Origin of the sequence: Paenarthrobacter sp. TAF1 (assembly GCF_052113825.1) — a bacterium.
GTDB lineage: Bacteria > Actinomycetota > Actinomycetes > Actinomycetales > Micrococcaceae > Arthrobacter > Arthrobacter nicotinovorans.
The window spans coordinates 1-24,585 of record NZ_JBFRDO010000002.1 but is presented as its reverse complement, the minus strand read 5'-3'; the positions used below and the strand labels follow the sequence as shown (position 1 = coordinate 24,585).

Here is a 24,585-nt window from a genome sequence, read left to right as displayed (position 1 = left end):
TTCTCTCCTAGAACTTGATCTTCACGGTGCGGCTCATCCACAAGCCTCCGACGGCGAACAGGATCACGCTGAGAACTATCAGGGCAATCCCAAGGGGGTGGCCGGTGAAGAGTTTCAGGTACCCGGGATTTAGTGCTGACATGAAGATCCCTACTGCCACAGGGAGGATCATCAGAACCACGGCTGACATCTTTCCTTCAGCGCTCAAAGCGCGCACGTGCCCCTTGATCTCGCTGCGTTCACGGATGGTTCCTTCAACCTGCTCCAGAACCTCGGCCAAGTCCCCGCCCACTTCACGGTTGATCTGGATAGCTTGGCCAATCCAACGGAAATCTTCGCTGTCCATCCGCGCAGCGCAGTCCTCTATCGCCTGGCGTGCGTCTTTGCCGACCCTTACTTCGTTGACGATGCGGCTTAGCTCTTCTGATGTCGGAGCCTGGGATTCTTGGCCCGCGGCTTGCAGGGACCGCATGATGCCGTGCCCCACCCTAAGCCCTCCGATCAACATCTGAATGGTGTCGTTCAGTTGCCCTTCGAATTTGGCGCGTCGTTTCTGCGTTTTGGTAGCCAGCACCAATTTCGCCAGGAACGGCACCGATAGGGCCAAGAGAATACCCACGAAGACGTTGAAGACAAGGCTGCCCAGGACTGCAGTTACTACTGCACCGGCGACAACCATGACCATGAAGTCTGCAGGAGCTTGTTTGACTCCGGCGAGGTAAAGAACCTCCCGATTGAACGGTCCGCCCGAGCGTCCCAGTGCCGTGTCCATGAAGCGCACCGCAGTTTCGGAGACCAGGCCTACGGCTGAAGTATCGCTTGAAGTTTCCAAGCGACGCCGCTCAAGGGGAATACTGTCGCGGCGCGGTTTCAGGACGATCACGACCAGAATGAAGAGGGAAACCACGCAGAGAACGACGGCGAGGATAAATAATCCTGGTGATTCCACGGCTACCGCCTCCCTGTGGGCATGGGGACGACGCCGAAGGCCGCGGGCGATACCTGGATCCCAAGTTCAGCAAAGCGATCCAGGAAACGAGGACGAATGCCGGTCGGGATGGCCTTGCCCAAGAACCGGCCTTGCGCGTCCAAGCCGGCTGAGTAGTCGAAGAGGAAGACATCCTGCAAAGTCACGACGTCTCCTTCCATGCCCTGCACCTCAGTGACGTGGGTAATACGGCGACTTCCATCGCGCAGGCGGGTGACCTGAACAATGAGATCCACTGCCGATGACGCTTGTTCCCGGATCGCCCGAAGCGGAAGATCCATTCCAGCCATGAGCACCAGCGTCTCCAGACGGGCGATGGCGTCGCGGGGAGAGTTGGCATGCACGGTGGACAGCGATCCATCGTGGCCGGTGTTCATGGCCTGAAGCATGTCCAGGGACTCACCCCCGCGAACCTCTCCCACGATGATCCGGTCCGGACGCATACGAAGGGAGTTCCGAACCAGGTCCCGAATGGTGATGGCACCCTTGCCTTCGATGTTCGGTGGCCGGCTCTCTAACCGGACCACATGTCGCTGCTGCAACTGCAGTTCGACCGCATCCTCGATCGTGACGATGCGGTCCGATTCGGGGATGAAGGACGACAGCACGTTGAGCAGCGTGGTCTTGCCGGTGCCCGTGCCACCAGAGACGATGACATTGAGCCGGGCCCGGACGCACGCACTCAGCAGCTCTGCCATCTCAGGGCTCATCGATCCCCAGTCGATCAGGTTGCGAACAGTCAACGGAACATGGCTGAATTTCCTGATGGTCAGGGAGGGTCCGTTGACCGCCAGGGGAGGGATGATCGCGTTGACACGCGATCCGTCTTCCAGCCTGGCATCCACCAACGGCGAAGACTCATCGATGCGGCGTCCAACCTTGGAAACGATTCGTTCGATTACCTTCCGCAGGTGATCATCCGAGCTGAACTGGAGTTCAGTGAGAGCCAGATGACCGTGACGCTCCACGTAGATCTGATCGAACCTGTTCACCATGACTTCCGTCACGGAGGGGTCCTCCAACAGCCTCTGAAGAGGGCCGTAGCCCATCACTTCGTCGGATATCTCCCGGATGAGTCGACGCCGTTCCTCCGGGGTAAGGGGTACTTGCTCGTCGTCGATAACCGCTGAAAGTTCCTCCACGGCGAAGGAACGGAGGTCTTCTTCCGAAGATGAAGCGTCGCTCAACCGGCTTCCTATGCGTTCAAAGAGGGAAGCTGCGGCACGTTTCTTGAGTCCCGCCAACGCATCCACGACCGGGGCCGTTGGGGCACCGCCCAACATCGGAGTTGAGGCTGAGGGACGGGCCGCCCAGTCGGCCCCGGCGACCACCGCCGGCGGCTGCGAATCACCCGGGGCGCCGGTGGAAAGCGGATTGTTTTTAGAAAGCCTCTCTGAGAGTTTCATGACACCACCACCCTCCGATGCAGCTTGCTCTGGGGAGTGGACTCCAGTCGGGGATCGAAGCGTTGGACGAGCTTCTTCAGGCCTTTGAGGGCCGAATCCCTGGCCGTCCCCTGAAGTACAGGAATGCCCCGATTGGTTGAGTAGGGGAGCGTCCTGGATCGCGGTATCACCGTGTCCACAGGCACCCCGATGGTGGCTTCAACATCCTGGACAGAGAGTCCACTCTTTCGGTCCGCAAAGTTCAGCACGGTGTGCCGGCCCTGTGGCAGAAGCTGGAGTTCTTTCAGGACGCTGAAACACTTCCGCAGGCCCCTGATGCTCGGCACATCCATCCCGCACACCCAGACGCCGTCGGTGGCCAACTCCAGGGTTGCCAGGCAGTGTTCGCCGAGGCCCGGTGCAGTATCCACAACGACATACTTGAACTCCGTGGCCAGCTGGTTGAGCAGGCGGGTGACGTGTTCGGCAGTGATGTAGTCCGAGTCGGAAGGCCTCTGGGGTGCGCAGAGGGCATAGATCCCGGCCGGGTGGACGGTCAAAAACGCTTTAAGGACCATGGAGTCCTGTGCCGCCGCTCCATGCACAGCTTCAGTGATGGAGTGCTCCGGTTCAAGCAGCAGACCTGAAGCGACGTCCCCGAACTGCAGGTCCAGATCCACGATCACCACGCTCATTGGTGCGATGTTTCCCAGCCCGATGGCCAGGTTGGTGGCAACAGTGGTCTTGCCAACTCCGCCCTTCGGTGACATCACCGCAATGATCCGTCCCCGCTCCTGCCCGGATTCGGCGGCGGGCTGCATTCCTCGCCGCCGGCTTGCTGCGGCCAAGCACGCGCGCTCCAGAAGTACCCGGAGCTCGTTCACGTCTGCCTCAGGTGCTACAACATCCCTGACACCTGCGTGCATTGCTTTGAACACAACGTCGGCAGTCGGGTCGGCAACCATGAGAAGGCTGATTTCCGGGTACTGAAGGTCGAGCACAGTGGCCAGTTTGAAGGCGTCGTCGGGATTGACTCCTGGGCCGAGAATCATGACCTCGGGAGGTGCCCCTGTGAGTTGCTTGAAGATTTCGTCGGTGCCGGTTTGGAGGACTGCGGGTGACAATGTTTGAAGGTCACCGTGCAGGGCCCCAGTGATTGCCTGGCGCACACGGGTCTCGAAATCGCGTACTGCAGTGATGGCTACGAAGCGGCTCATTGGACCAGCCCTCCGAACGTGGTTGTTGGTGGATCGCTCTTGACGGTTTTCTCTGTCTGCTTGGAGAGCCAGAGGGTGCCAAATTCTGCGCTAAAGACCATCTTGGCTGCGTTGGCGTCGCTTAGTGCCACGGTGACGTATGCCGACCCATTGGGAAGCGCTACGGCCTTTTCACTTCCGGCCGACTTTTCGGCATCGGGGGCAGCCTGCTGGACCGCCGTGACCAGAACGTCGTGGTACAGGAGCTCAGTGAAATCCTTCCATCCGGTCAAACCGGCCGGCACGTTGGCTCCTGCCGGTACAGCATCGTCGAGTTTGAACGATGCGAAGACCGTCACAGTGTCGCCGGCCTCGACCCGCCCTCCGAGCATGCGCTCAGGGGCAAGGACAAAAGTGGCTTCCTGCAAACCCTCCGGTACCGGAACAGTTCCCGGGACCAGCTCTTTGGGGCTGACCAGCTTTACCCCCAGAAGCTGTTCACCCGGCTGAAGGTCAGCCGAGGTCACCTTTCCTTTTTGATCGGTGAGGGTGTTGATGGTTCCCGGTGCCACCGCGGACTGAGGCAAGGTTTCGGTTTTGAGCTTGGACTGGATGTCCTCTGCCTTGGTGCCGGCAGGAATGCGTTCCTTGACGACAAGTACACTGACGGGATCAAGCCCTTGCTGCGCCCGTTTGTCTGCTCCCTGTACGTAGGTGACCAGTAGAACGATGCCTGTGACTGCCAGCAGCAGTGCGGCAATGCCTCCCAGTAGGCGTGTTTTCACTTTGTAACTCCCTTCGAGTTCTCGTGAGATTGGTGGCGGGGCCCTCATGGAGTGCCTATTTGGTGAGCGTGACCACCGACGCTCCATAGTTGGGAATGCCACCGGAGACTTGCGAGGCTTCTTCGAGTGACACGAAACGGGAGAAAAACCCCTGTAATGCCCTGCAGTTGTTAGTGCAGTTCGGCGCTGCGGGGTCAAGTTTTTGACCCCCGTCGAACTTGTAGCCGGTCACTTGGAATGCTGCGAAACCGACGAGGGTGTACTTTGTTTTGTTCCCGTTTTGGGCCGCTGTCTTGAAGAGCGGAATCAGCGCGGGTTCATCCATGATGTGCGCGAGCACAGTGTTGCAGGCGGTTCCGTTGGGAAAATGGTTGCCGGGCTGGCCCTGTACCACTGCGCCGATGCTGATGGCCGTAGAACAAGCGGATGTGGTCTCCAGCCAACCAAAGCCGCCAGGCTGGTAGCCATTTTGCGCTACACACCCGCCCACAGCCGGTGCGTTGGTGTCGTAGCGAAGGGTGACATGGGTTGGAACAGGATCGCCTGAGAACGTGCCGGTCGAGTTCAGCGAGGCAAGTTGGGCAGGCGATAGGTACTTCTTGAACACGCACTCGCTGACTGTCCAGGGTAGGGTCGTAGCCGAGGCGGGGGCTCCCCACGAGGCTTCGGCGGAAGCGTTAACATTTGCGGTGTCGAAGCCCATGGATTGTGCGAAGAAGAGCGAGAGGCTGTTCTGCCCGCCGGTGTCCCTGGCGTTGGTCACGACCCGGACGGTCGTCGCCGCGGGGAAGGTAATGACAGCGCCGCTGGTGTTGTCGTTGGCATTGCTGTTGGCGAACTGATTCCCCGTGGACGTGCTGCTTCCACAACTGCCACGAGCGCAGTCGGTTGCGATGGCCAGTGCAGCCGCATCCGCGCCGGTCTGCAGTTGAGCCTTCTCCGCATAGATAGCCCCAACGTCCACTGCCAAAGCAGCAAATCCCAAGAGAACCACCATGAGGACTGCGACGATGACCGTGGAAGCACCGCGTTCATCGCCTTCGCGTGTGTAAGCCTGACGGATGCGTTGCCGGGCATTGCTTAGCCGCCGCATCTCATCACCGCCACTCCCGAAAGGTTGAGAGGAAAGAGCCCTGTTCCATCCAGGAAACCGGTCATCGATGGCAGCGAAACATTGGTGGTGACTTTGACGTTGGAACCAGGAGCGCAACTCGAAGCATTGTTGGTGACGGTGACGCCCAGGCCATTCAGCGCCGGCGCAGCGGACAGAGCCGCTCCGGATACATTCAGGCTGCCGTCCTTGTAGTGCACCGCCGCATAGCGGGCTCCTTCACGCGCGGCCTGCGTCAGCGAAACCTGGACATTGTAGGCACGCCCGAACTCGATGATGCCGAACAGGATCAGCAGCAATAGTGGAAGGATGATGGCCAATTCCACTGCTGCTGCGCCACGCTCATTCGTCTTGGATTTCACGTTCATCTCCGGTCCCAGATCCAACAGAGAGTGTCTTTAAAGCAACGGGTTGGCCGAGGGTGCCAAGGGGCAGCCGCGACCAACCGCATCGCAGTATCCGAGCTAGGGAAGGAGGCCACCGAAAAGCGCGGAGACCTTTACGCCGAGTGCCAGGGCAGCAGCACCCACCACGACCGCGATGGCTGCGACCATGAGGCCGTATTCAACCATCGTCGCGCCCTTTTCTTCCTTGGTGAAACGGTCCTTGACGCCGGCGATGAAAGCAATGGTGTTGATCATGAAAGCAGACATTGGAAAATCCTTCCCAGAAATGAATATGTTTTGGAAAAATTGATTGGATATTACTGAGGCGTACTGATTGCTCGAAATCCGAAGGGTCTGTGCTTCTTATCCGTTCGAATTTGATGACACAAGAATTGCCCACTCGCACCAAAAGCCACAATGCGTAGCCGTACTCGATTTATTCGGGCTGCCAATACTTGCCGGATGGGGGCATGGGTGCGAAGTACTCAGTTCCGGCGCGCGGACAGCCGGAAACTACTTGGTTGCGGCAGGAGCCTTATACCTTGGAGAACGTCCTCTAGGCGAGGTAAGGGCGTACTAACCCAGGATCAGTTCAGGGCGAGGATGATGCCCAGGGTAGCGATGACCATCGCGGGTCCGTGGGCTGTTTCTGCGGGCTTTTTCGCCGAACGCAGGCGCAGCATGAGCACTGTGAGCACGCCGCCCACCACGAATCCAAGCAAGCCGCCGAAGAGTACTTGCTGCCAACCCAAGTAGCCCAAGTACATTCCAAGTGGTGCCGCGAGCTTCACATCGCCCATTCCGAGGCTTCCGGGCGAAATCAGCCCCAATATCAGGTAGCCAACGAAGAGTATGAAGCCGCCGGCCAGTGCTCGGAGCAGGTCTGTCCACCCAGGCTCAAGCATCGAAGACACGGCAAGGAGCCCCATTGCGCCGATAAGCAGGGCCAAAACAAGCGGATTCGGCAGCAAATGAAGCGTGAAATCAATACGTGAAAGTTGCACCCCAATAAGGGCCAGGAAAAGAAAAGCCGGCAATTCGGCCACCAATCCAAACCGCCACGCAAGCAGAGCGAAGAGCAGCGCGGTGACCACCGCCGTCGTGATCCGTATCTTCAGGGAGGGGAGGCCGCCGAGTCGCGGCAGTGTCCGCGCGATCAGCAACTCGGCCGCCGGACTCAGAAGGAGGCCGGCGAGAGCCAGCAGAAGCGGCATGGCAAGTCCGTCAGTCACGTGCACTCCCTCATTAACACAGGTTCACCCATGTGTGCTCACCCCATTTTGACCCGGGCGCCCCGTTGAAGGTATTGTTTAGAGTCGTTGTGCGTGTCCTATCTCGATGACACATGCCTACAGGGGGATCCAGTTGCAGGATCGCTAACTCCATGGGCATTTCGAGATCCTGGGATAACTGGTACATAGAGCCCTCACCTCTGCTCCGGTAGCGCATACATAGTAGGTACACGCCTCACTGCGTGTCGCCTAAAACATGAACGCCAGAACAAGAACGAGGCAAAACCGTGCGTACGTACACCCCGAAGCCCGGCGATATCAACCGCCAGTGGCACGTCATTGACGCCACCGACGTTGTCCTTGGTCGTCTTGCCAGCCAGACCGCAACACTGCTGCGCGGAAAGCACAAGCCGACCTTTGCGTCCCACATGGACATGGGCGACTTCGTCATCATCATCAACGCTGAAAAGGTTGCCCTCACCGGCGCCAAGCTGGAGCAGAAGCGCGCATACCGCCACTCCGGTTACCCGGGCGGCCTGACCTCCGTCAACTACGCCGAGCTGTTGGAATCCAACCCGGTTCGCGCTGTTGAGAAGGCCATCAAGGGCATGCTCCCCAAGAACTCCCTCGCAGCTCAGCAGCTGGGCAAGCTCAAGGTCTACGCAGGCCCCGAGCACCCCCACGCTGCACAGCAGCCGAAGACTTTCGAAATCACCCAGGTCGCCCAGTAGTCCTGGCCACCAACTAAACTTTTTATTACAAGGAGAACCGTGGCTCAGAACGAAGAACTGACCGCCGAAGCCGTCGAGGCTGAGGAAACCCTCACCAGCTACACCTCTGAAAGCAGCGCCGCTGCTGAAGATGCTCCCAAGAAGGAGCGCCCGGCACTGACCGTTGCCGGCGCAGCTGTTGGCCGCCGCAAGGAAGCCGTTGCACGCGTTCGCGTTGTTCCGGGTTCCGGCAAGTGGACCATCAACGGCCGCACGCTGGACAACTACTTCCCGAACAAGCTGCACCAGCAGGACGTCAACGAGCCCTTCAAGATCCTTGATCTCGAAGGCGCCTACGACGTCATCGCCCGTATCCACGGCGGTGGCATCTCCGGCCAGGCCGGTGCCCTGCGTCTCGGTGTTGCCCGCTCGCTGAACGAGATCGACGTCGACAACAACCGCGCCACCCTGAAGAAGGCCGGTTACTTGAGCCGTGACGCCCGCGTCATCGAGCGCAAGAAGGCTGGTCTCAAGAAGGCACGCAAGGCCCAGCAGTACTCCAAGCGTTAATTCGCTTCGCCCCATTACAGGGGTATCGGAAGCCCGTTCCGCCGTTTCGGTGGGGCGGGCTTCCGTCGTTTAACGCTGCCGTCACTGCGCACGCGCGTGGACCGGGTCAAGACGCTCCGGTGGCCCGATGAACAGGTGGTGCCGTGGCGTCGTCTAAACTTGACCCGATGTCTAGATTATTTGGAACAGATGGCGTGCGCGGTCTCGCGAACGGATTACTCACCGCTGAACTGGCTATGCAGCTCGCGCAGGCGGCCGCCGTCGTACTCGGCCACGACCGCGCGACAGACGGAAAGCGGCCCCGCGCCGTGGTAGCCAGGGACCCCAGGGCCAGCGGTGAATTCCTCGCCGCCGCCGTGGAGGCCGGGCTTTCCAGCTCCGGTATCGACGTTTACGACGCCGGTGTCCTCCCCACCCCGGCTGCGGCCTACCTGGTGGCAGATCTCGACGCCGACTTCGGCGTCATGCTGTCCGCCTCCCACAACCCTGCGCCGGACAACGGAATCAAGTTCTTCGCCCGGGGCGGCCAGAAGCTTCCCGACGACGTCGAGGACGCCATCGAAGCGCAGCTTGGCAAAGAGCCGCAGCGGCCCGTTGGCGCCGACGTCGGACGCATCCAGCGCTTCTCGGACGCGGAAGACCGGTACATCGTGCACCTGCTCGGCACGCTCCCGAAGCGCCTGGACGGCCTGAAGGTGGTGCTTGACTGCGCCCACGGTGCCGCGAGCGGATGCTCGCCCCAGGTATTCAAGGACGCCGGCGCGGACGTGGTGGTCATCGGAGCAGAGCCTGACGGACTGAACATCAACGAAGGCGTCGGTTCAACCCACCTGGGTCCGTTGAAGGAAGCCGTGGTCAAGCACGGCGCAGACCTTGGCGTGGCGCACGACGGCGACGCGGACCGTTGCCTGGCCGTCGACCACGAAGGCAACGAAGTGGACGGTGACCAGATCATGGCGATCCTGGCGCTGGCACTCAAGAAGGCCGGCAAACTCAAGGATGACATTCTGGTTGCCACGGTCATGAGCAACCTCGGGCTGAAGATCGCCCTTCGCGATGCCGGCATCACCATCCGGGAGACCGGCGTCGGCGACCGCTACGTGCTTGAAGAAATGCGCGACGGCGGTTACAACCTTGGCGGCGAACAGTCCGGCCATGTGATCTTCTCCGATTACGCAACCACAGGCGACGGCGTCCTGACCGGACTGCAGCTGGCAGCCCAAGTGGCCCTCACCGGCCGCACGCTCCAGGACCTTGCCGGCGCGATGACCAAGCTTCCGCAGCTCATGATCAACGTCAAGGGTGTCGACAAGGCGCGTGGCGGCATCCACTCCGATGTACCGGAGGTGCCAGGATTCGTAGAAGTAGCCTGTGGTGTCGTGGAACATCCAGGGGTACCTGACGACGAATCCGAACTTGTGCGCATTGGCTTTGGCCCAGACCGCTGCAGGCTGCTCGGCGAAGCATGGCTGGAAGCTGCAGGCTCCGCCTCCGTCGCCGATATCGAATGACCAGCCTGTCTGGTGTTCGGAGTGTCCGGGCCGCGCGGAGGCGCGATCGGCTGCGGCCTGCCCTGTGCTGGCAACATATCCGTTGTAGGTGGACACCTGCGTTGTGTAGGAACGGTAGCCCGAAGCCAGCGTCATGATGACGCCCTCCGATGCCGCTGCCCCGAACATCCTCTCTGCGGCAGCCGCCGTCGTGCTGTTCAAAAGGGCCGCTTCGCCGCTGACGGCGAGTCGGATGGCCGGCTGCACCAAGTCGGCCGGCACGAAGTCCTGAGGATTCAGCGGCCTGTGCTTGTTGACGATCACCCAGGGGCTGGTCGGGTCGGTCAGGGAGTGCTGGGTCTTGATGGTGCTGGAAGGGGCCGGGCCCGGGCTGGTGGCCGCGGTGGGCTCTGCTGTGGGCTCTGCTGTGGCGGACGGCGTTGGTGTTGCGGCAGCGGCGCTTGAAGCTGGTGCAGGAGCCGCCACGTCGGTCTGGGCCGGCATGCTTGCGGCAGCAGGGGAGGGAGCCCCGTCCTGTGGCGTGCATGCCGTCAGGGCGGCGAGGCCGGCACTRACTGTGAGCAGCCCGGCGAAAGCCCGGCGGCTGGGCATCGGTGTGATTTCGTTCGGCAACTAGACCTTCCTCAGCAGCATGCGCCTGATGGAGTGGTCTGCATCCTTGGTGAGCACCAACTGTGCCCGACCACGTGTCGGCAGCACGTTTTCCTTGAGGTTGGGCTCGTTGATGCGCTTCCAGATACCCCGGGCGGTGGACTCGGCGTCGTCGTCCGACAATGTGGCGTAACGGTGGAAGTATGACTCGGGCTGGGCGAAAGCCGTACTGCGCAGCTTCCGGAAGCGGTCCACATACCATTCCTCGATGTACGAGGTCTTGGCGTCGACGTAAATGGAGAAATCGAAGAAGTCGCTGACGGCCAGGCCCTGTTTGCCGTCCATGCGGGGCCGTGCCGGTGCCAGCACATTCAAACCCTCGACGATCAGGACATCGGGGCGGCGCACAACGACTTCCTTGCCCGGCACGATGTCGTAGGTAACGTGCGAATACCAGGGCGCCCGGACTTCCTCTGCGCCGCCTTTGACCTCCGAAACGAAGCGAAGGAGCCCCCGCCGGTCGTAGGACTCCGGAAAGCCCTTGCGCTCGAGCAGGTGCCGGCGTTTGAGCTCGGCCAGGGGGTAGAGGAAGCCGTCCGTCGTGATGAGCTCCACGTTCGGCGTTCCTGGCCAGCGGCGCAGCATCTCGCGGAGAACGCGGGCGATGGTGGACTTGCCTACTGCCACGGAACCGGCCACGCCGATCACGAATGGCGTGCGCTGGGTTTGCTCACCAAGGAAGGTGGTGGTTGCGGCGTGAAGCTGGTGGGATGCCTGGACGTAGAGGTGAAGGAGCCTTGAGAGGGGGAGGTAGACCTCCCGGACTTCCTTCATGTCCAGGGGATCGCCGAGCCCGCGCAGACGGAAGATGTCCTCTTCGTTGAGGGGCTGCTCCATCTGTGCTGCAAGCCTGGACCAGGTCTGGCGGTCCAGCTCGACAAACGGGGAAGCGCCGTCGCCATTAGCTTCGGTGCGTTGCAAAGTCACGATCATGATTCTGCCCTCCGCACGGCTGATCAGGAAATGCGCGATGGCTGGGGGATGAATTATGGGTGCCGTAAAGGTCGCCAGGGACCCCATGAAATGGGATGTCCCACATCAGTTGTTTGCGTTAGCCGTTAGGCTTGTACCCATGTGTGGAATCGTAGGCTATGTTGGCAATTCGTCTCGCGAGGCAGCTGGTTACAGCGCCCTTGACGTCGTGGTGGAAGGGCTGCGCCGTCTGGAGTACCGCGGCTATGACTCCGCCGGCGTCGCAGTAGTGGCTGATGGGGCCATCTCATCCCGTAAAAAGTCCGGCAAGCTGAGCAACTTGATCGAGGAACTGGAAGCGCATCCCGTTCCCAAGTCCCTGACAGGCATTGGCCACACCCGGTGGGCCACGCACGGCGGCCCCACCGACCGCAACGCCCACCCGCACCTTTCCGATGGTGGGCGGTTGGCTGTCATTCACAACGGAATCATCGAGAACTTCGCCGAGCTCCGTCAGGAACTGCTCGCCAAGGGCGTCACGTTTGAATCCGAAACGGACACCGAGGTCGCTGCGGCACTTCTGGGAGACATCTTCCGGAACCAGCTCAGCGGCGACGGCGGCAACCTCACCGAAGCGATGCGCCTCGCCTGCCAGCGGCTCGAGGGTGCTTTCACGCTCCTGGCAGTGCACGCTGACCAGCCGGACGTAGTTGTTGCTGCCCGCCGTAACTCTCCCCTGGTCGTGGGATTGGGCGATGGCGAGAACTTCCTCGGCTCCGACGTCTCCGGCTTCATTGACTACACGCGCCGCGCTGTGGAACTGGGCCAGGACCAGATCGTCACGATCACCGCGGACAGCGTTGAGATCACCGACTTCTTCGGTGCGCCGGCTGAAGGCAAGGAATACCACGTTGACTGGGACCCGGCTTCGGCTGAAAAGGGTGGCTTCAGCTCCTTCATGGAGAAGGAAATCAACGACCAGCCCGACGCTGTGGCACAGACCCTCCTGGGACGCTCCGACCTCAACGGCAAGCTGACGCTGGACGAACTCCGTATCGATCCCGAGCTCCTCAAGCAGGTGGACAAGATCATCGTCCTCGCCTGCGGTACGGCAGCCTATGCGGGCCTGGTGGCCAAGTACGCCATCGAGAACTGGTGCCGCATCCCCACCGAGGTGGAGCTCGCCCACGAGTTCCGTTACCGTGACCCGATCGTGGACTCCAACACCCTGGTGGTTTCCATCAGCCAGTCCGGCGAAACCATGGACACCCTCATGGCCGTCCGTTACGCCCGGGAACAGGGTGCCAAGACGATCTCGATCTGCAACACCAACGGTTCCACCATTCCGCGCGAGTCCGACGCCGTGCTCTACACGCACGCCGGTCCGGAAATCGCTGTCGCCTCCACCAAGGCGTTCCTGGCGCAGATCACGGCTGCCTACCTTCTGGGCCTCTACCTGGCCCAGCTGCGCGGCAACATCTTCTCCGGCCAGATCAAGGATGTCCTCGCGGACCTGAACAAGATCCCGGCCAAGATCCAGACAATCCTGGACAACGCAGGACCGCTGCGCGAGCTGGCCCGCAGCATGAAGGACGAAAAGTCCGTGCTGTTCCTCGGCCGTCACGTTGGCTACCCGGTTGCCCTCGAAGGCGCCCTGAAGCTCAAGGAAATTGCCTACATCCACGCAGAAGGCTTCGCCGCCGGCGAGCTCAAGCACGGGCCGATCGCCCTGATCGACGACGGCCAGCCGGTCTTCGTCGTCGTTCCGTCCCCGCGTGGCCGTGACTCCCTGCACTCCAAGGTGGTCAGCAACATCCAGGAAGTCCGCGCACGTGGTGCACGCACCCTGGTCATCGCCGAAGAGGGCGACGAGTCGGTCAAGGACTACGCAGAGCATGTCTTCTACGTACCGGAGACGCCCACGCTGCTCATGCCGCTGCTCACCACGGTTCCGTTGCAGATCTTTGCTGCCGAGCTGGCCGGGGCGAAGGGGTACGACGTCGATCAGCCGCGTAACCTCGCCAAGAGCGTGACCGTAGAATAACGGCATGATTGTTGGCATTGGCGTAGACGTCGTAGACATTGAGCGGTTTGGCCGGCAGCTTGAACGGACTCCCGGGCTGAGGGATCGCCTGTTTGTGCCCGCCGAGCGTGAACTCAACACACGGTCCCTGGCTGCCCGCTTCGCAGCCAAGGAAGCAGTGGCCAAGGTCCTGGGCGCACCGGCAGGCATGAACTGGCAGGATTGCTGGATCGGCCTTGACCAGAATGGTCCAACCATCCAGGTCAAGGGAACTGTGCTTGCCGTCGCTGAGGCCAAGGGTGTCAAGCGTTGGCACCTGTCGATGAGCCACGACGGCGGCATCGCCACGGCAACCGTCCTCGCTGAGGGCTAGACGGACACTTAAACAATGATCAGCGCCTTCACCGGACAACAGATCAGGGACGCGGAACAGCCGCTCCTGGACTCCGGTGAGGGCGCTGTTCTTATGCAACGGGCAGCGTACGGCCTCGCCCAGGCCGTGATCCGTGAGCTGAAGAAAAAACGCCGGTTGGCCGGTGCATGCGTCACGGTTCTCGCCGGCAAAGGCAACAACGGCGGCGATGGCCTCTATGCTGCCGCGTATCTCGCCCGACGCGGAATGCGTGCGACGGCGGTACTCGCCGGCGATTCCGTCCACGCGGAAGCATTGGCTGCTCTTCTCGCCGCAGGTGGGCGGGTTTTGCAGCTCGGTCCTTCAAATGCCGAAGAGCTCGCGGTTCTGTGTGCCGGTGAGGACGTGATCATCGATGCTCTGCTGGGTACCGGCGCCCGCGGGGGATTGCGCGAAGCCCCGGCCGAGCTGATTGCCGCGCTGCAGGAACTCGGACCACGGCTGGTTGTCGCCTGTGACGTCCCAAGCGGGCTGGATGCAGGCACCGGGGAGGTCCACTGGCCCGTGCTGGATGCCGACGTCACGGTCACGTTCGGTGGTGTCAAGGCAGGGCTCCTGACCGATCCGGGTGAGGGCTGCGCGGGGCGGGTGGAATTGGTGCAGATCGGCATCGAGGCCGGGCTTCAGGACCAGGCGCCGGAGTTGTGCCGCCTGACCGACCCGGACCTTGGCGCCTTGCTGCCCCGCCCCGGCCGGAGGTCACATAAATACTCCCGCGGTGTCCTGGGAATTGTTGCAGGCTCGTCCCGTTTTGCCGGCGCCGCTGTCCTGGGTGTGCACGCCGCAGCCCTCGCCGGGGTGGGCATGGTGCGCTACATCGGCCCCGGGTCCGCGGCGCGAATGGTTCTCTCCCGGACCCCGGAGGCCTTGTGGGAGGACAAGGATCCGGGCCGGGTCCAGGCATGGGTAGTGGGTCCGGGCGTCGACGGAGAAGAGCAATTGGGCCGTGCAGGGGCTGCCGTGGAGGCGGCCCTGGGCCATGACCTTCCGGTAGTGGTCGATGCCGGGGCGCTGAGCCTCCTCCCGGACCGTTGCCCGCCCGAATGGATCCTTACCCCGCACGCCGGCGAACTTGCGTCCTTGCTGGATTCGCTGCCGTCCACGGGCGAAGTTCCGGTGACCCGGGCCGACGTCGAATCCCGGCCCCTGCACTTCGTACGCCAGGCGGCCCAACAAACCGGAGCCACAGTGCTCCTGAAGGGTGCCACGACACTTGTGGCGTCGCCGTCGGGAATTGTTTTCAGCCAGTCGGAGGGCATCCCCTGGATGGCGACCGCCGGCAGCGGCGATGTCCTGGCCGGAGTGCTGGGAGCGTTGCTGGCTCAGGCCGCTGAAGAGATAGGCGGCGACGACGGCGCGTATGCCGGCCTGGGCCTGGACCCTGCGGACCGCTGGGCTGCTGTGGCGGCCGTGGCGGCGGGCATCCACGGCAGGGCAGGGGCCCGGGCGTCGGCGGATTGCGACGGTGGCCCCCTTACAGCCTCGGCAATTGCTGCGGCTGTGCCGCGCGTTATCGGTTCGCTCAGCGCGGAATACGACCGAACAATACCGTAAGGTTACTGTCGTTGTCAGGGTACTGAGTAGGCTTGCAACAGTTGTTCGCATCATCAAGAGGAGAACGCATGGAAGTCTGGCCTGGATCGGCTTATCCGCTGGGTGCCACCTTTGACGGCACCGGCACCAACTTCGCGCTATTCAGCGAGAAGGCCGAAAAAGTGGAGTTGTGTCTCTTTGACGACGACGGCGGCGAAGTCCGCGTAGACGTTACCGAGGTAGATGGTTACGTATGGCACTGCTACCTGCCGCAGGTGCAGCCGGGACAGAAGTACGGCTACCGGGTTCACGGGCCCTACGATCCCGACGCCGGTCAGCGTTTCAACCCCAACAAACTGCTGCTGGATCCGTACGCAAAGGCCATCCACCGGCAGATCGACTGGGATCCGTCCCTCTTCTCCTACAACCTGGGAGACCCCGATTCGCGGAACGATGAGGACTCAGCGCCGCACATGATGCTGGGCGTCGTCATCAACCCGTTCTTCGATTGGGACGGCGACAAGCTCCTGAGGATCCCCTACCACAAGTCGGTCATCTATGAGGCCCACGTCAAAGGCTTGACCCAGCTGCACCCGGAAGTCCCCGAAGAGCAGCGCGGCACCTACGCCGGCGTGGCACACCCTGYGGTCATCTCGCACCTGCAGAAGCTCGGGATCACCGCAATCGAACTGATGCCGGTGCACCAGTTCGTCAACGACGGCATCCTGCAGGACAAGGGCCTGAACAACTACTGGGGCTACAACACCATTGGTTTCTTCGCGCCCCACAACAGCTACAGCTCCAAGGGCGACACCGGCCAGCAGGTCCAGGACTTCAAAGCCATGGTCCGTGCGCTGCACACCGCGGGAATCGAAGTCATCCTGGACGTTGTGTACAACCACACCGCCGAAGGCAATCACCTGGGGCCCACTTTGTCGTTCAAGGGCATCGACAACTCCGCGTATTACCGCTTGGTGGAAGATGACCAGAAGTACTACATGGACTACACGGGTACGGGCAACTCGCTGAACGTCCGCAGCCCGCACTCCCTGCAGCTGCTGATGGACTCCCTCCGCTACTGGGTCACGGAAATGCACGTCGACGGCTTCCGCTTCGACCTCGCCTCCACCCTGGCACGCGAGTTCTACGACGTTGACAAACTCTCCACCTTCTTCGAACTCATCCAGCAGGATCCCGTGGTTTCGCAGGTAAAGCTCATTGCCGAACCGTGGGACGTTGGTCCCGGTGGTTACCAGGTTGGCAACTTCCCGCCGCAGTGGACGGAATGGAACGGCCAGTACCGCGATACCGTCCGTGACTTCTGGCGCGGGGAACCCTCGACTCTGGGCGAATTCGCTTCCCGGCTGACCGGGTCGGCTGACCTGTACGAACACTCAGGTCGGCGGCCGGTGGCATCCATCAACTTCGTTACCGCCCACGACGGCTTCACGCTGGCGGACCTCGTCTCCTACAACGAGAAACACAACGAGGCCAACGGCGAAGACAACAACGACGGCGAGTCCCACAACCGTTCATGGAACTGCGGCGAGGAGGGGCCGACAGACAACCCCATCGTCCTCGGCTTGAGGGCGCGTCAGCAGCGGAACTTCATTGCCTCCCTGTTCCTGTCGCAAGGCGTTCCCATGCTGCTGCACGGTGATGAACTTGGCAGGACGCAGAACGGCAACAACAACGGCTACTGCCAGGATTCCGAACTTACGTGGATCAACTGGGACAACGTGGACCAGCCCCTGATCGAATTCACCGCGGCCGTGAGCGCACTGCGTGCCAAGCACCCCAGTTTGCGGCGCAGCCGGTTCTTCGATGGACGCCCTGTCCTGCGTGGGGAGGGCGAGCGGCTCCCGGACATCGTATGGCTGGATGCTGACGCCAGCACCATGAGTCCCTCGGATTGGGATGAAGCCCTGGGCCGCTCCGTTGGCGTGTTCCTGAACGGTGACGGCATCCATGGCCGCGACAACCAGGGCCGCCGCATCACAGACGTCAACTTCCTGCTGTACTTCAACGCCGACCAGGAAGACGTCGACTTCCGGATTCCCTCGGATGAATACGCGCCGGCCTGGGATGTCATGATCGATACTGCCGGAGAGGGAGCCGAAGCGGGCGTCATCAAGCCCGACCAGATCCTTTCCGTTGGCGGTAAGTCGCTGGTGGTCCTCCGTGCGCACAGCACTCCCGAGATCGAGCCGGACCACTCCGTCGCTGCCTCGCTTGCAGCATTGACGCAGACGAGCACCCCTGAAACGGCCTCGATTACGGCTCCCGCCGTCACGTCGCTGCCGTATGACTACAAGGGCCCCGACGAAGGGGACGACGCCGGCGAAGCTGCGGAAGCGGGCGAGGTTACGGAAGCGGGCGAGGCGAAGGAGACCGAATCATGAGGACGCCGGTCTCCACCTACCGTCTCCAGATCCGTCCCGGCTTCACCTTGCAGGATGCCGCCGGACTCACGGGTTACCTGCACTCCCTGGGCGTCGATTGGGTGTACGTCTCGCCCATCCTGACCGCGGAGCAGGGCTCGGACCACGGCTATGACGTGACCGATCCCTCCACGGTGGACCCCTCCCGGGGTGGCCCCGAGGGTTTGGCTGCCCTGTCCAGGGCCGCCAAGGACAACGGCATGGGAATTCTTGCCGACATCGTGCCCAACCACATGGGTGTTGCCACTCCCAAGCAGAACGCCTGGTGGTGGAACCTCCTGAAAGACGGGCGGGATTCCAAATACGCCGAGGCCTTCGACGTGGACTGGGAATTCGGCGGCGGCAAGATCCGGATCCCGGTCCTGGGCAGCGACGACGACCTCGACCAGCTCAAGCTGGTGGACGGCGAACTGCACTACTACGACCACCGCTTCCCCTTGGCCGAAGGAACGTTCGCCTCAGGAGACAGCCCCAAGGATGTCCACTCGCGCCAGCATTACGAATTGATCGGATGGCGGCGGGCAGATGCGGATCTGAACTATCGCCGATTCTTCGCCGTGAATACCCTGGCCGGCATCCGGGTCGAAATTCCCTGGGTGTTCGACGAGTCGCACGCCGAGGTTGTCCGCTGGTTCCACGAAGGCCTGGTGGACGGACTCAGGATCGACCATCCGGATGGGCTTGCCGATCCGGAAGGCTACCTTGCCAGGCTTCGCGAGGCGACCGGGGGCGCTTACCTGCTTGTGGAGAAAATCCTCGAACCCGGCGAGCAACTTCCGGAGACTTTCAGCTGCGAAGGAACAACCGGTTATGACGCCCTCGCGGACGTAGACCGCCTGTTCGTGGATCCAACCGCCGAGGAATACCTCAATTCCCTGGACGCACGGTTGCGGAACTCGGAGAAAGCGGCCGATTACGCCGAGATGATCCATGGGACCAAGCGGCGGATCGCTGACGGCATCCTGCGTTCAGAGATCCTGCGGCTTGCCCGCTTGGTACCGGTCTCCCTGGAACTGCCGTTCGCCAAGGTGGCCGACTCCCTTGCCGAGGTCATCTGCTGGTTCCCCATTTACCGGACATATTTGCCCTACGGCGGGAAAACCCTCGTGGAAGCAATCGAGCGGGCCGGCCGACACCGCCCCGAACTCGAACCCGTCCTTGGGAAGCTGCAGCCGCTCCTGCTGGATCCCGAAAGTGCTTTGGCGCGGCGGTTCCAGCAGACATCGGGAATGGTCATGGCCAAGGGCGTGGAGGACACCGCGTTCTTCCGCTACACCCGATTGGGCTCTCTCACCGAAGTCGGCGCAGACCCCACGGAGTTCTCGTTGCCCAGCGGGGTCTTCCACGAACGGATGGCTCGGCGCCAGCGGCTCCTGCCGCTCTCCATGACCACCCTGAGCACGCACGACACAAAGCGGAGCGAGGACGCCAGGGCGCGGATATCGGTTATTTCCGAGGCCGTGCCGGAGTGGGAACTTTTCCTTGGAACAGTTCAGCAGCTCGCGCCGATTCCGGACGGACCGTTGGCGGCGCTGGTCTGGCAGTCGATCGTGGGTGCCTGGCCGGCAGACCGCGGGCGGCTTCAGTCATACGCGTTGAAGGCGGCGCGCGAGGCCGGCAACTCCACCAACTGGACCGACCCGAACCCGGAGTTCGAAAGGCAGCTTGCAGCCGCCGTCGACGCCGCGTTCGACGTTCCCGAGGTCGCGGCCGCCTTGAAGAACTTCGTGGCTGAGCTGGAACCATACGGGACCTCCAACTCGCTGTCCGCCAAGTTGATCCAGCTCACCATGCCCGGCGTCCCTGACGTTTACCAAGGCACGGAGTTCCGGGACGGATCACTGACCGATCCGGACAACCGACGGCCGGTGGACTTCAAGGCACGCAAAGAAGCTTTGGCAGCATTGGACCAGGGAGCGACACCGTCGTTCACGGAGGAATCGGCCAAGTTGCTGGTGCTCTCCCGGGCGTTGAGGTTGCGTAGGGACCGGCCCGAGCTGTTCGAAGGTTACTTGCCCGTCGCGGCGCAGGGAGCGGCAGCAGCACATGTGGTGGCCTTCGACCGCGGGTCTGGTCGTCGTGGCGCGCTGACTGTCGCCACGCGCCTTCCCCGTCGTCTTGCACGGGAAGGCGGCTGGCGGGACACCGTCATCGAACTCACGGTGAACTGCAGGGACGAGCTCACAGGGGCGAGCTATGCCCCGGGTGCTGTCCAGTTGAGCACCCTGCTGGAGCGGTACCCTGTGGCGCTGCTGGTACCCACTGACTGACGCCACCACGAATCACGGCAACGCACGCTTAAGGAACGTACAGGGGAACATCATGCTGAAGCACGCTGCTGGAAAGAATCTCTTTGATGTCTGGGCGCCGAACGCAAAAACTGTTCGGCTGGTGGCCGGAGGCCACGAATACGGCATGGAGCAATACGACGACGCCGCTGCCCACGGCTGGTGGCACGCGCCGGCTGAGGCGGTGGCAGGGGGAGTCGACGGCGTGCCGTACGGCTATCTTGTGGATGGAGAAGGACCGTTCCCTGATCCGCGTTCGCGGCGGCAGCCGGACGGCGTCCATGGCCTGTCTTCAACGTTCGACCCGTCCATCCACGAATGGAAGGATTCCGGCTGGAAGGGACGGAACCTCAAGGGTTCCGTCATCTACGAACTGCACCTGGGCACGTTCACGCCGGAGGGCACACTGGATGCCGCCGCTGGAAAATTGGACTACTTGGTGGACCTCGGCGTCGATTTCATTGAACTCCTGCCGGTCAACGGGTTCAACGGTGTCCACAACTGGGGTTACGACGGCGTCCTTTGGTACGCCGTGCATGAACCCTATGGTGGTCCCGCCGCCTATCAGCGCTTTGTTGACGCGGCGCACGCTGCGGGGCTTGGCGTCATCCAGGACGTCGTCTACAACCACCTCGGTCCGAGCGGAAACTACCTGCCAAAGTACGGTCCTTACCTGAAATCGGGGGAGGGCAACACCTGGGGTGACTCCGTCAACCTTGACGGCCCGGGCTCCGATGACGTGCGCCGCTACATTCTGGAGAATGCGGCGATGTGGCTCCGCGACTACCACGTTGACGGACTTCGGCTCGATGCCGTCCATGCACTCCGGGACGAACGGGCCGTGCACATCCTGGAGGACTTTGGTGCGCTGGCTGACCAGATCGAGTCTGAAACGGGGATACCGAAAACCCTCATCGCAGAATCGGACCTGAACAACCCGCGCCTCATCTATCCCCGCAAGGACAACGGCTACGGGCTGGAGGGGCAGTGGAGCGACGACTTCCACCACGCCGTCCACGTCAACCTCAGCGGAGAAACCACCGGCTACTACTCGGACTTTGAATCGCTGTCCGTGCTTGCCAAGGTCCTGGAACACGGCTTCTTCCACGATGGCAGCTACTCGAGCTTCCGGGGTCGCCATCATGGCCGGTCAATCCGGCATGACCTCGCGCACCCATCGGCCCTGGTGGTCTGCCTGCAAAACCATGACCAAATCGGAAACCGGGCCATAGGTGACCGACTCACGGCGACGTTGTCCTATGGCAAGTTGGCCATAGGTGCCGTGCTGACCATGACCTCTCCCTTCACCCCCATGCTGTTCATGGGAGAGGAGTTCGGTGCTTCAACGCCGTGGCAGTTCTTCACCTCCCACCCGGAGCCCGATCTAGGCAAGGCCACAGCCGAGGGACGGATCAAGGAGTTCGAGCGGATGGGGTGGGATCCGGCTGTTGTCCCCGATCCGCAGGATCCTGAGACGTTCGAACGCTCCAAGCTCAAGTGGGAGGAGGCCGGCGAGGGAGACCACGCCCGCTTGCTCCGGTTGTACCGGGATTTGGCACAGCTGCGCCGAAAAACGCCTGAACTAGTCGACGGCGGCTTCGGGGACACCTCCGTCGAGTTCGACGACGCGGAACAGTGGCTGCAGATGTCCCGGGGGAGAATCCGTGTTGTGTGCAACTTCGGTGAGGACGCACTCGTGACGCCCCTCGAGGGGTCCTTGTTGCTGTCTACCGATTCCGAAGCTGCCATGGACGAGGACACGCTGACGCTCCCGGGCGCCAGCGCCGCCGTCGTACGCGTCAACTGACACAAGCAGTGAACCGGGGTGACGGCGCCCACATGGCGGACACCGCCGTCGCCCCGGTTTCCACAGTGGCAGGATGGTACGTATGACTTATTCGGCCGCGGAAAACCGCTACGAAACCATGCCCTACCGCCGTGTCGGACGCAGCGGACTCAAGCTGCCCGCCATCTCGTTGGGCCTTTGGCACAACTTCGGCGACGACAAGCGATTCGACGAGCAACGCGCCATCCTGCGAAGGGCTTTCGACCTCGGCGTCAATCACTTCGACCTCGCCAACAACTACGGTCCGCCGGACGGATCGGCCGAAACGAACTTCGGACGCCACTTGAAGGACGACTTCAAGCCCTACCGCGACGAACTCGTCATCTCCACGAAGGCCGGCTACTACATGTGGCCTGGTCCGTACGGCGAATGGGGATCCCGCAAGTACCTGATTTCCAGCCTCGACCAGTCCCTCGAACGCATGGGCCTGGAGTACGTGGACATCTTCTACAGCCACCGCCCGGACCCCGAAACACCCTTGGAAGAAACCATGGGCGCCCTGGACTACGCGGTCCGTTCAGGCAAGGCGCTCTACGCGGGCATCTCGTCCTACACCCCTGAGCAGACCCTCGAAGCGGCCCGGATCCTCAAGGAACTCGGCACCCCGCTGCTGATCCACCAGCCGAGCTACTCCATGCTGAACCGGTGGACCGAGAATGGCTCACCCAACCTCTACGAGGCATTGGACCAGGTGGGCGCAGGCTCCATCGCTTTCTCGCCCTTGGCCCAGGGGATGCTGACCGACCGGTACCTCAACGGTGTGCCGGCCGACTCCCGCGCAGCAAAGGAACGTTTCCTGTCCGAGTCGCAGCTGACCGAGGACAAGCTTGACCGGGTGCGCGGGCTCAACGCAATCGCCCAGGGCCGGGGACAGACGCTCGCCCAAATGGCTGTGGCCTGGATCCTCCGGGATCAGCCGAAGGGCTCGCCGGTGACGTCGGCACTGGTGGGAGCTTCCAGTGTGAAGCAGCTGGAAGACACGCTCAGCGCCATCCAAAACCTGGAGTTCACCACGGAAGAACTGACGGCGATCGACGAGTTTGCTGTTGAATCGGACATCAACCTTTGGGCGCAAAAGTAGCCGTTCACGATTGACATAAAACGGGAGGGGCCGGCCGGGAACAAAGGCGGCCCCTCCTGTGTTGGCTACAATGCAAGTGTGCGCCGAATGGCGCCGTGCCAATCAGTCGTGCCCTGGACTCAGCCAGCGGTGCGCCTGGCACCTGAGGTTTAGTTCTCAAAGGAGTTCCGTGTCTTCACATCCGATTCGTGTTGCCATTGTCGGCGTAGGTAACTGCGCCGCATCGCTGGTCCAAGGTGTTCAGTACTACCGCGACGCTGACCCCAAGGCCACGATCCCGGGTCTGATGCACGTCGAGTTCGGCCAGTATCACGTCAACGACGTCCACTTCGTTGCGGCTTTCGATGTCGACAGCAAGAAGGTTGGACTGGACCTGGCGGACGCCATCGGCGCCAGCGAAAACAACACCATCAAGATTGCCGACGTCCCCGCTACGGGCGTCACCGTCCAGCGCGGCCACACACTGGACGGACTGGGCAAGTACTACCGCGAAACCATCGTTGAGGCTCCGGAAGAGGCTGTGGACATCGTCGCTGCATTGCGCGAAGCCAAAGCGGACGTCATGGTCTGCTACCTGCCTGTTGGTTCGGACCAGGCCGCCAAGTTCTACGCCCAGTGCGCCATCGACGCCGGCGTCGCTTTCGTCAACGCACTGCCCGTGTTCATCGCCGGCACCAAGGAATGGGCCGACAAGTTCACTGCTGCCGGTATCCCGATCGTGGGCGACGACATCAAGAGCCAGATCGGTGCCACCATCACCCACCGTGTCATGGCCAAGCTGTTCGAAGACCGCGGCGTCACCCTGGACCGTACGTACCAGCTGAACGTCGGCGGCAACATGGACTTCAAGAACATGCTGGAGCGCGACCGCCTGGAATCCAAGAAGATCTCCAAGACCCAGGCCGTTACTTCAAACGTCGAGGCCGAGCTGCACGCCGACGACGTCCACATCGGGCCTTCCGACTACGTCGCCTGGCTTGATGACCGCAAGTGGGCCTTCGTCCGCCTCGAAGGCCGCAACTTCGGCGACGCCCCTGTATCCCTGGAGTACAAGCTCGAGGTATGGGATTCCCCGAACTCTGCCGGCGTGATCATCGATGCCATCCGCGCCGCCAAGATCGGCCTGGACCGCGGCATCGGCGGCCCGCTGCTCTCCGCTTCCAGCTACTTCATGAAGTCGCCGCCGGAGCAGTTCAACGACGACATCGCCCGCGAAAAGGTCGAAGCCTTCATCCGCGGCGACATCGAACGCTAAACACCGCAGGACCCCTTTGTCACCTGACGCCCCCGCACTATGTGCGGGGGCGTCAGTCGTCTCCGGGACCCTCTTCCACATCCCTATGGTTTCCCACGGTCGCTTGCTCACATCCCCATGGTTTGGCGCCGACGCTTACTCACATCCCTATGGTTTGRTGGCGACGCTTACTCACATCCCTGGGGTTTGGTGGCGACGCTTACTCACATCCCTGGGGTTTGGTGGCGACGCTTACTCACATCCCTGGGGTTTCGTGGCGACGCTTACTC

19 protein-coding genes and 2 pseudogenes are annotated in these 24,585 nt (G+C 62.1%); 11 read left to right on the top strand and 10 right to left on the bottom strand.

All coding sequences use genetic code 11. The annotated features are described in order from the left end of the window. Positions 1–7 precede the first annotated feature (7 nt). The 8 genes from AB4Y81_RS02085 to AB4Y81_RS02050 all read right to left on the bottom strand — a co-directional run bounded on the left by AB4Y81_RS02085 (position 8) and on the right by AB4Y81_RS02050 (position 7,089). The gene (locus AB4Y81_RS02085; RefSeq protein WP_441995008.1) at positions 8–949 is read right to left on the bottom strand and encodes a type II secretion system F family protein; all 942 of its coding nucleotides are present in this window, start codon (positions 947–949) and stop codon (positions 8–10) included. 2 nt (positions 950–951) lie between these two features. After that, positions 952–2,271, bottom strand: coding sequence for a CpaF family protein (locus AB4Y81_RS02080; RefSeq protein WP_441995415.1), 1,320 nt, complete (start codon positions 2,269–2,271; stop codon positions 952–954). A 119-nt stretch (positions 2,272–2,390) separates the two neighbouring features. Further along, positions 2,391–3,590, bottom strand: a complete 1,200-nt coding sequence (locus AB4Y81_RS02075; RefSeq protein WP_441995006.1) for an AAA family ATPase — start codon at positions 3,588–3,590, stop codon at positions 2,391–2,393. After that, a complete protein-coding gene (cpaB, locus tag AB4Y81_RS02070; RefSeq protein ID WP_416428366.1) occupies positions 3,587–4,354 on the bottom strand; it encodes a Flp pilus assembly protein CpaB in 768 nt (255 codons plus the stop codon). Before cpaB ends, AB4Y81_RS02075 begins: the two co-directional genes overlap by 4 nt. A gap of 55 nt (positions 4,355–4,409) precedes the next feature. Next, positions 4,410–5,447: a pilus assembly protein TadG-related protein gene (locus AB4Y81_RS02065; protein WP_441995004.1), complete on the bottom strand. Its 1,038-nt coding sequence runs from the start codon at positions 5,445–5,447 to the stop codon at positions 4,410–4,412. Next, complete coding sequence (locus AB4Y81_RS02060) at positions 5,435–5,833, bottom strand: TadE/TadG family type IV pilus assembly protein (RefSeq protein ID WP_416428362.1); 399 nt, start codon at positions 5,831–5,833, stop codon at positions 5,435–5,437. The genes AB4Y81_RS02065 and AB4Y81_RS02060 overlap by 13 nt, the downstream gene beginning before the upstream one ends. 96 nt (positions 5,834–5,929) lie before the next feature. Then, positions 5,930–6,118, bottom strand: a complete 189-nt coding sequence (locus tag AB4Y81_RS02055) for a Flp family type IVb pilin (protein WP_079580721.1) — start codon at positions 6,116–6,118, stop codon at positions 5,930–5,932. A 320-nt stretch (positions 6,119–6,438) separates the two neighbouring features. Continuing rightward, positions 6,439–7,089: a prepilin peptidase gene (locus AB4Y81_RS02050; RefSeq protein WP_416428360.1), complete on the bottom strand. Its 651-nt coding sequence runs from the start codon at positions 7,087–7,089 to the stop codon at positions 6,439–6,441. A gap of 281 nt (positions 7,090–7,370) precedes the next feature. Here AB4Y81_RS02050 and rplM point away from each other — a divergent pair, with 281 nt between their 5' ends. From rplM to glmM, 3 genes and pseudogenes are all read left to right on the top strand, one after another. Further along, positions 7,371–7,814: a 50S ribosomal protein L13 gene (gene rplM, locus AB4Y81_RS02045; RefSeq protein ID WP_011775554.1), complete on the top strand. Its 444-nt coding sequence runs from the start codon at positions 7,371–7,373 to the stop codon at positions 7,812–7,814. A gap of 39 nt (positions 7,815–7,853) precedes the next feature. Then, a complete protein-coding gene (gene rpsI, locus AB4Y81_RS02040; protein WP_018776652.1) occupies positions 7,854–8,363 on the top strand; it encodes a 30S ribosomal protein S9 in 510 nt (169 codons plus the stop codon). 167 nt (positions 8,364–8,530) lie between these two features. Then, a pseudogene (gene glmM / locus AB4Y81_RS02035) lies at positions 8,531–9,739 on the top strand (phosphoglucosamine mutase); the annotation flags it as partial. On the opposite strand, the pseudogene AB4Y81_RS02030 reads toward glmM, so the two are convergent. Together AB4Y81_RS02030 and coaA are read right to left on the bottom strand one after the other, a co-directional pair. Then, positions 9,680–10,465, bottom strand: a pseudogene (locus AB4Y81_RS02030) (M15 family metallopeptidase); the annotation flags it as partial. The pseudogenes glmM and AB4Y81_RS02030 overlap by 60 nt on opposite strands. A 21-nt stretch (positions 10,466–10,486) precedes the next feature. Then, the gene (coaA, locus tag AB4Y81_RS02025) at positions 10,487–11,458 is read right to left on the bottom strand and encodes a type I pantothenate kinase (protein ID WP_018776649.1); all 972 of its coding nucleotides are present in this window, start codon (positions 11,456–11,458) and stop codon (positions 10,487–10,489) included. Between the two features lie 139 nt (positions 11,459–11,597). On the opposite strand from coaA, the gene glmS reads away from it, so the two are divergent. The 8 genes from glmS to AB4Y81_RS01985 all read left to right on the top strand — a co-directional run bounded on the left by glmS (position 11,598) and on the right by AB4Y81_RS01985 (position 24,316). Continuing rightward, positions 11,598–13,481: a glutamine--fructose-6-phosphate transaminase (isomerizing) gene (gene glmS, locus AB4Y81_RS02020; RefSeq protein WP_416428353.1), complete on the top strand. Its 1,884-nt coding sequence runs from the start codon at positions 11,598–11,600 to the stop codon at positions 13,479–13,481. Between the two features lie 4 nt (positions 13,482–13,485). Continuing rightward, positions 13,486–13,833 carry a holo-ACP synthase gene (locus tag AB4Y81_RS02015; protein ID WP_018776647.1) on the top strand — a complete coding sequence of 116 codons (348 nt, stop codon included), beginning with the start codon at positions 13,486–13,488 and terminating at the stop codon, positions 13,831–13,833. 15 nt (positions 13,834–13,848) lie between these two features. Further along, positions 13,849–15,426, top strand: a complete 1,578-nt coding sequence (locus tag AB4Y81_RS02010; protein WP_441995000.1) for an NAD(P)H-hydrate dehydratase — start codon at positions 13,849–13,851, stop codon at positions 15,424–15,426. A 68-nt stretch (positions 15,427–15,494) separates the two neighbouring features. Beyond that, on the top strand, positions 15,495–17,807 hold the full coding sequence (gene glgX, locus AB4Y81_RS02005) for a glycogen debranching protein GlgX (RefSeq protein ID WP_441994998.1): 2,313 nt from the start codon (positions 15,495–15,497) through the stop codon (positions 17,805–17,807). Further along, the gene (gene treY / locus AB4Y81_RS02000; RefSeq protein ID WP_413305420.1) at positions 17,804–20,116 is read left to right on the top strand and encodes a malto-oligosyltrehalose synthase; all 2,313 of its coding nucleotides are present in this window, start codon (positions 17,804–17,806) and stop codon (positions 20,114–20,116) included. Before glgX ends, treY begins: the two co-directional genes overlap by 4 nt. 52 nt (positions 20,117–20,168) lie before the next feature. Continuing rightward, positions 20,169–21,941 carry a malto-oligosyltrehalose trehalohydrolase gene (gene treZ / locus AB4Y81_RS01995; RefSeq protein WP_189075241.1) on the top strand — a complete coding sequence of 591 codons (1,773 nt, stop codon included), beginning with the start codon at positions 20,169–20,171 and terminating at the stop codon, positions 21,939–21,941. Positions 21,942–22,023: 82 nt separating this feature from the next. Then, complete coding sequence (mgrA, locus tag AB4Y81_RS01990) at positions 22,024–23,061, top strand: L-glyceraldehyde 3-phosphate reductase (protein WP_018776642.1); 1,038 nt, start codon at positions 22,024–22,026, stop codon at positions 23,059–23,061. Positions 23,062–23,230: 169 nt separating this feature from the next. Continuing rightward, positions 23,231–24,316 (top strand): inositol-3-phosphate synthase, encoded by a 1,086-nt coding sequence (locus tag AB4Y81_RS01985; RefSeq protein WP_018776641.1) that lies wholly within the window; start codon positions 23,231–23,233, stop codon positions 24,314–24,316. Positions 24,317–24,585 lie beyond the last annotated feature (269 nt).

Excerpts from the sequence above, each read along its gene's own strand:
- AB4Y81_RS02065 (WP_441995004.1), bottom strand. The coding sequence starts at position 5,447 with ATGCGGCGGCTAAGCAATGCCCGGCAACGCATCCGTCAGGCTTACACA.
- treZ (WP_189075241.1), top strand. The coding sequence starts at position 20,169 with ATGCTGAAGCACGCTGCTGGAAAGAATCTCTTTGATGTCTGGGCGCCG.
- coaA (WP_018776649.1), bottom strand. The coding sequence starts at position 11,458 with ATGATCGTGACTTTGCAACGCACCGAAGCTAATGGCGACGGCGCTTCC.
- AB4Y81_RS02055 (WP_079580721.1), bottom strand. The coding sequence starts at position 6,118 with ATGTCTGCTTTCATGATCAACACCATTGCTTTCATCGCCGGCGTCAAG.
- glmS (WP_416428353.1), top strand. The coding sequence starts at position 11,598 with ATGTGTGGAATCGTAGGCTATGTTGGCAATTCGTCTCGCGAGGCAGCT.
- treY (WP_413305420.1), top strand. The coding sequence starts at position 17,804 with ATGAGGACGCCGGTCTCCACCTACCGTCTCCAGATCCGTCCCGGCTTC.
- AB4Y81_RS02080 (WP_441995415.1), bottom strand. The coding sequence starts at position 2,271 with ATGTTGGGCGGTGCCCCAACGGCCCCGGTCGTGGATGCGTTGGCGGGA.
- AB4Y81_RS02075 (WP_441995006.1), bottom strand. The coding sequence starts at position 3,590 with ATGAGCCGCTTCGTAGCCATCACTGCAGTACGCGATTTCGAGACCCGT.
- mgrA (WP_018776642.1), top strand. The coding sequence starts at position 22,024 with ATGACTTATTCGGCCGCGGAAAACCGCTACGAAACCATGCCCTACCGC.
- AB4Y81_RS02010 (WP_441995000.1), top strand. The coding sequence starts at position 13,849 with ATGATCAGCGCCTTCACCGGACAACAGATCAGGGACGCGGAACAGCCG.
- AB4Y81_RS02060 (WP_416428362.1), bottom strand. The coding sequence starts at position 5,833 with ATGAACGTGAAATCCAAGACGAATGAGCGTGGCGCAGCAGCAGTGGAA.
- AB4Y81_RS02015 (WP_018776647.1), top strand. The coding sequence starts at position 13,486 with ATGATTGTTGGCATTGGCGTAGACGTCGTAGACATTGAGCGGTTTGGC.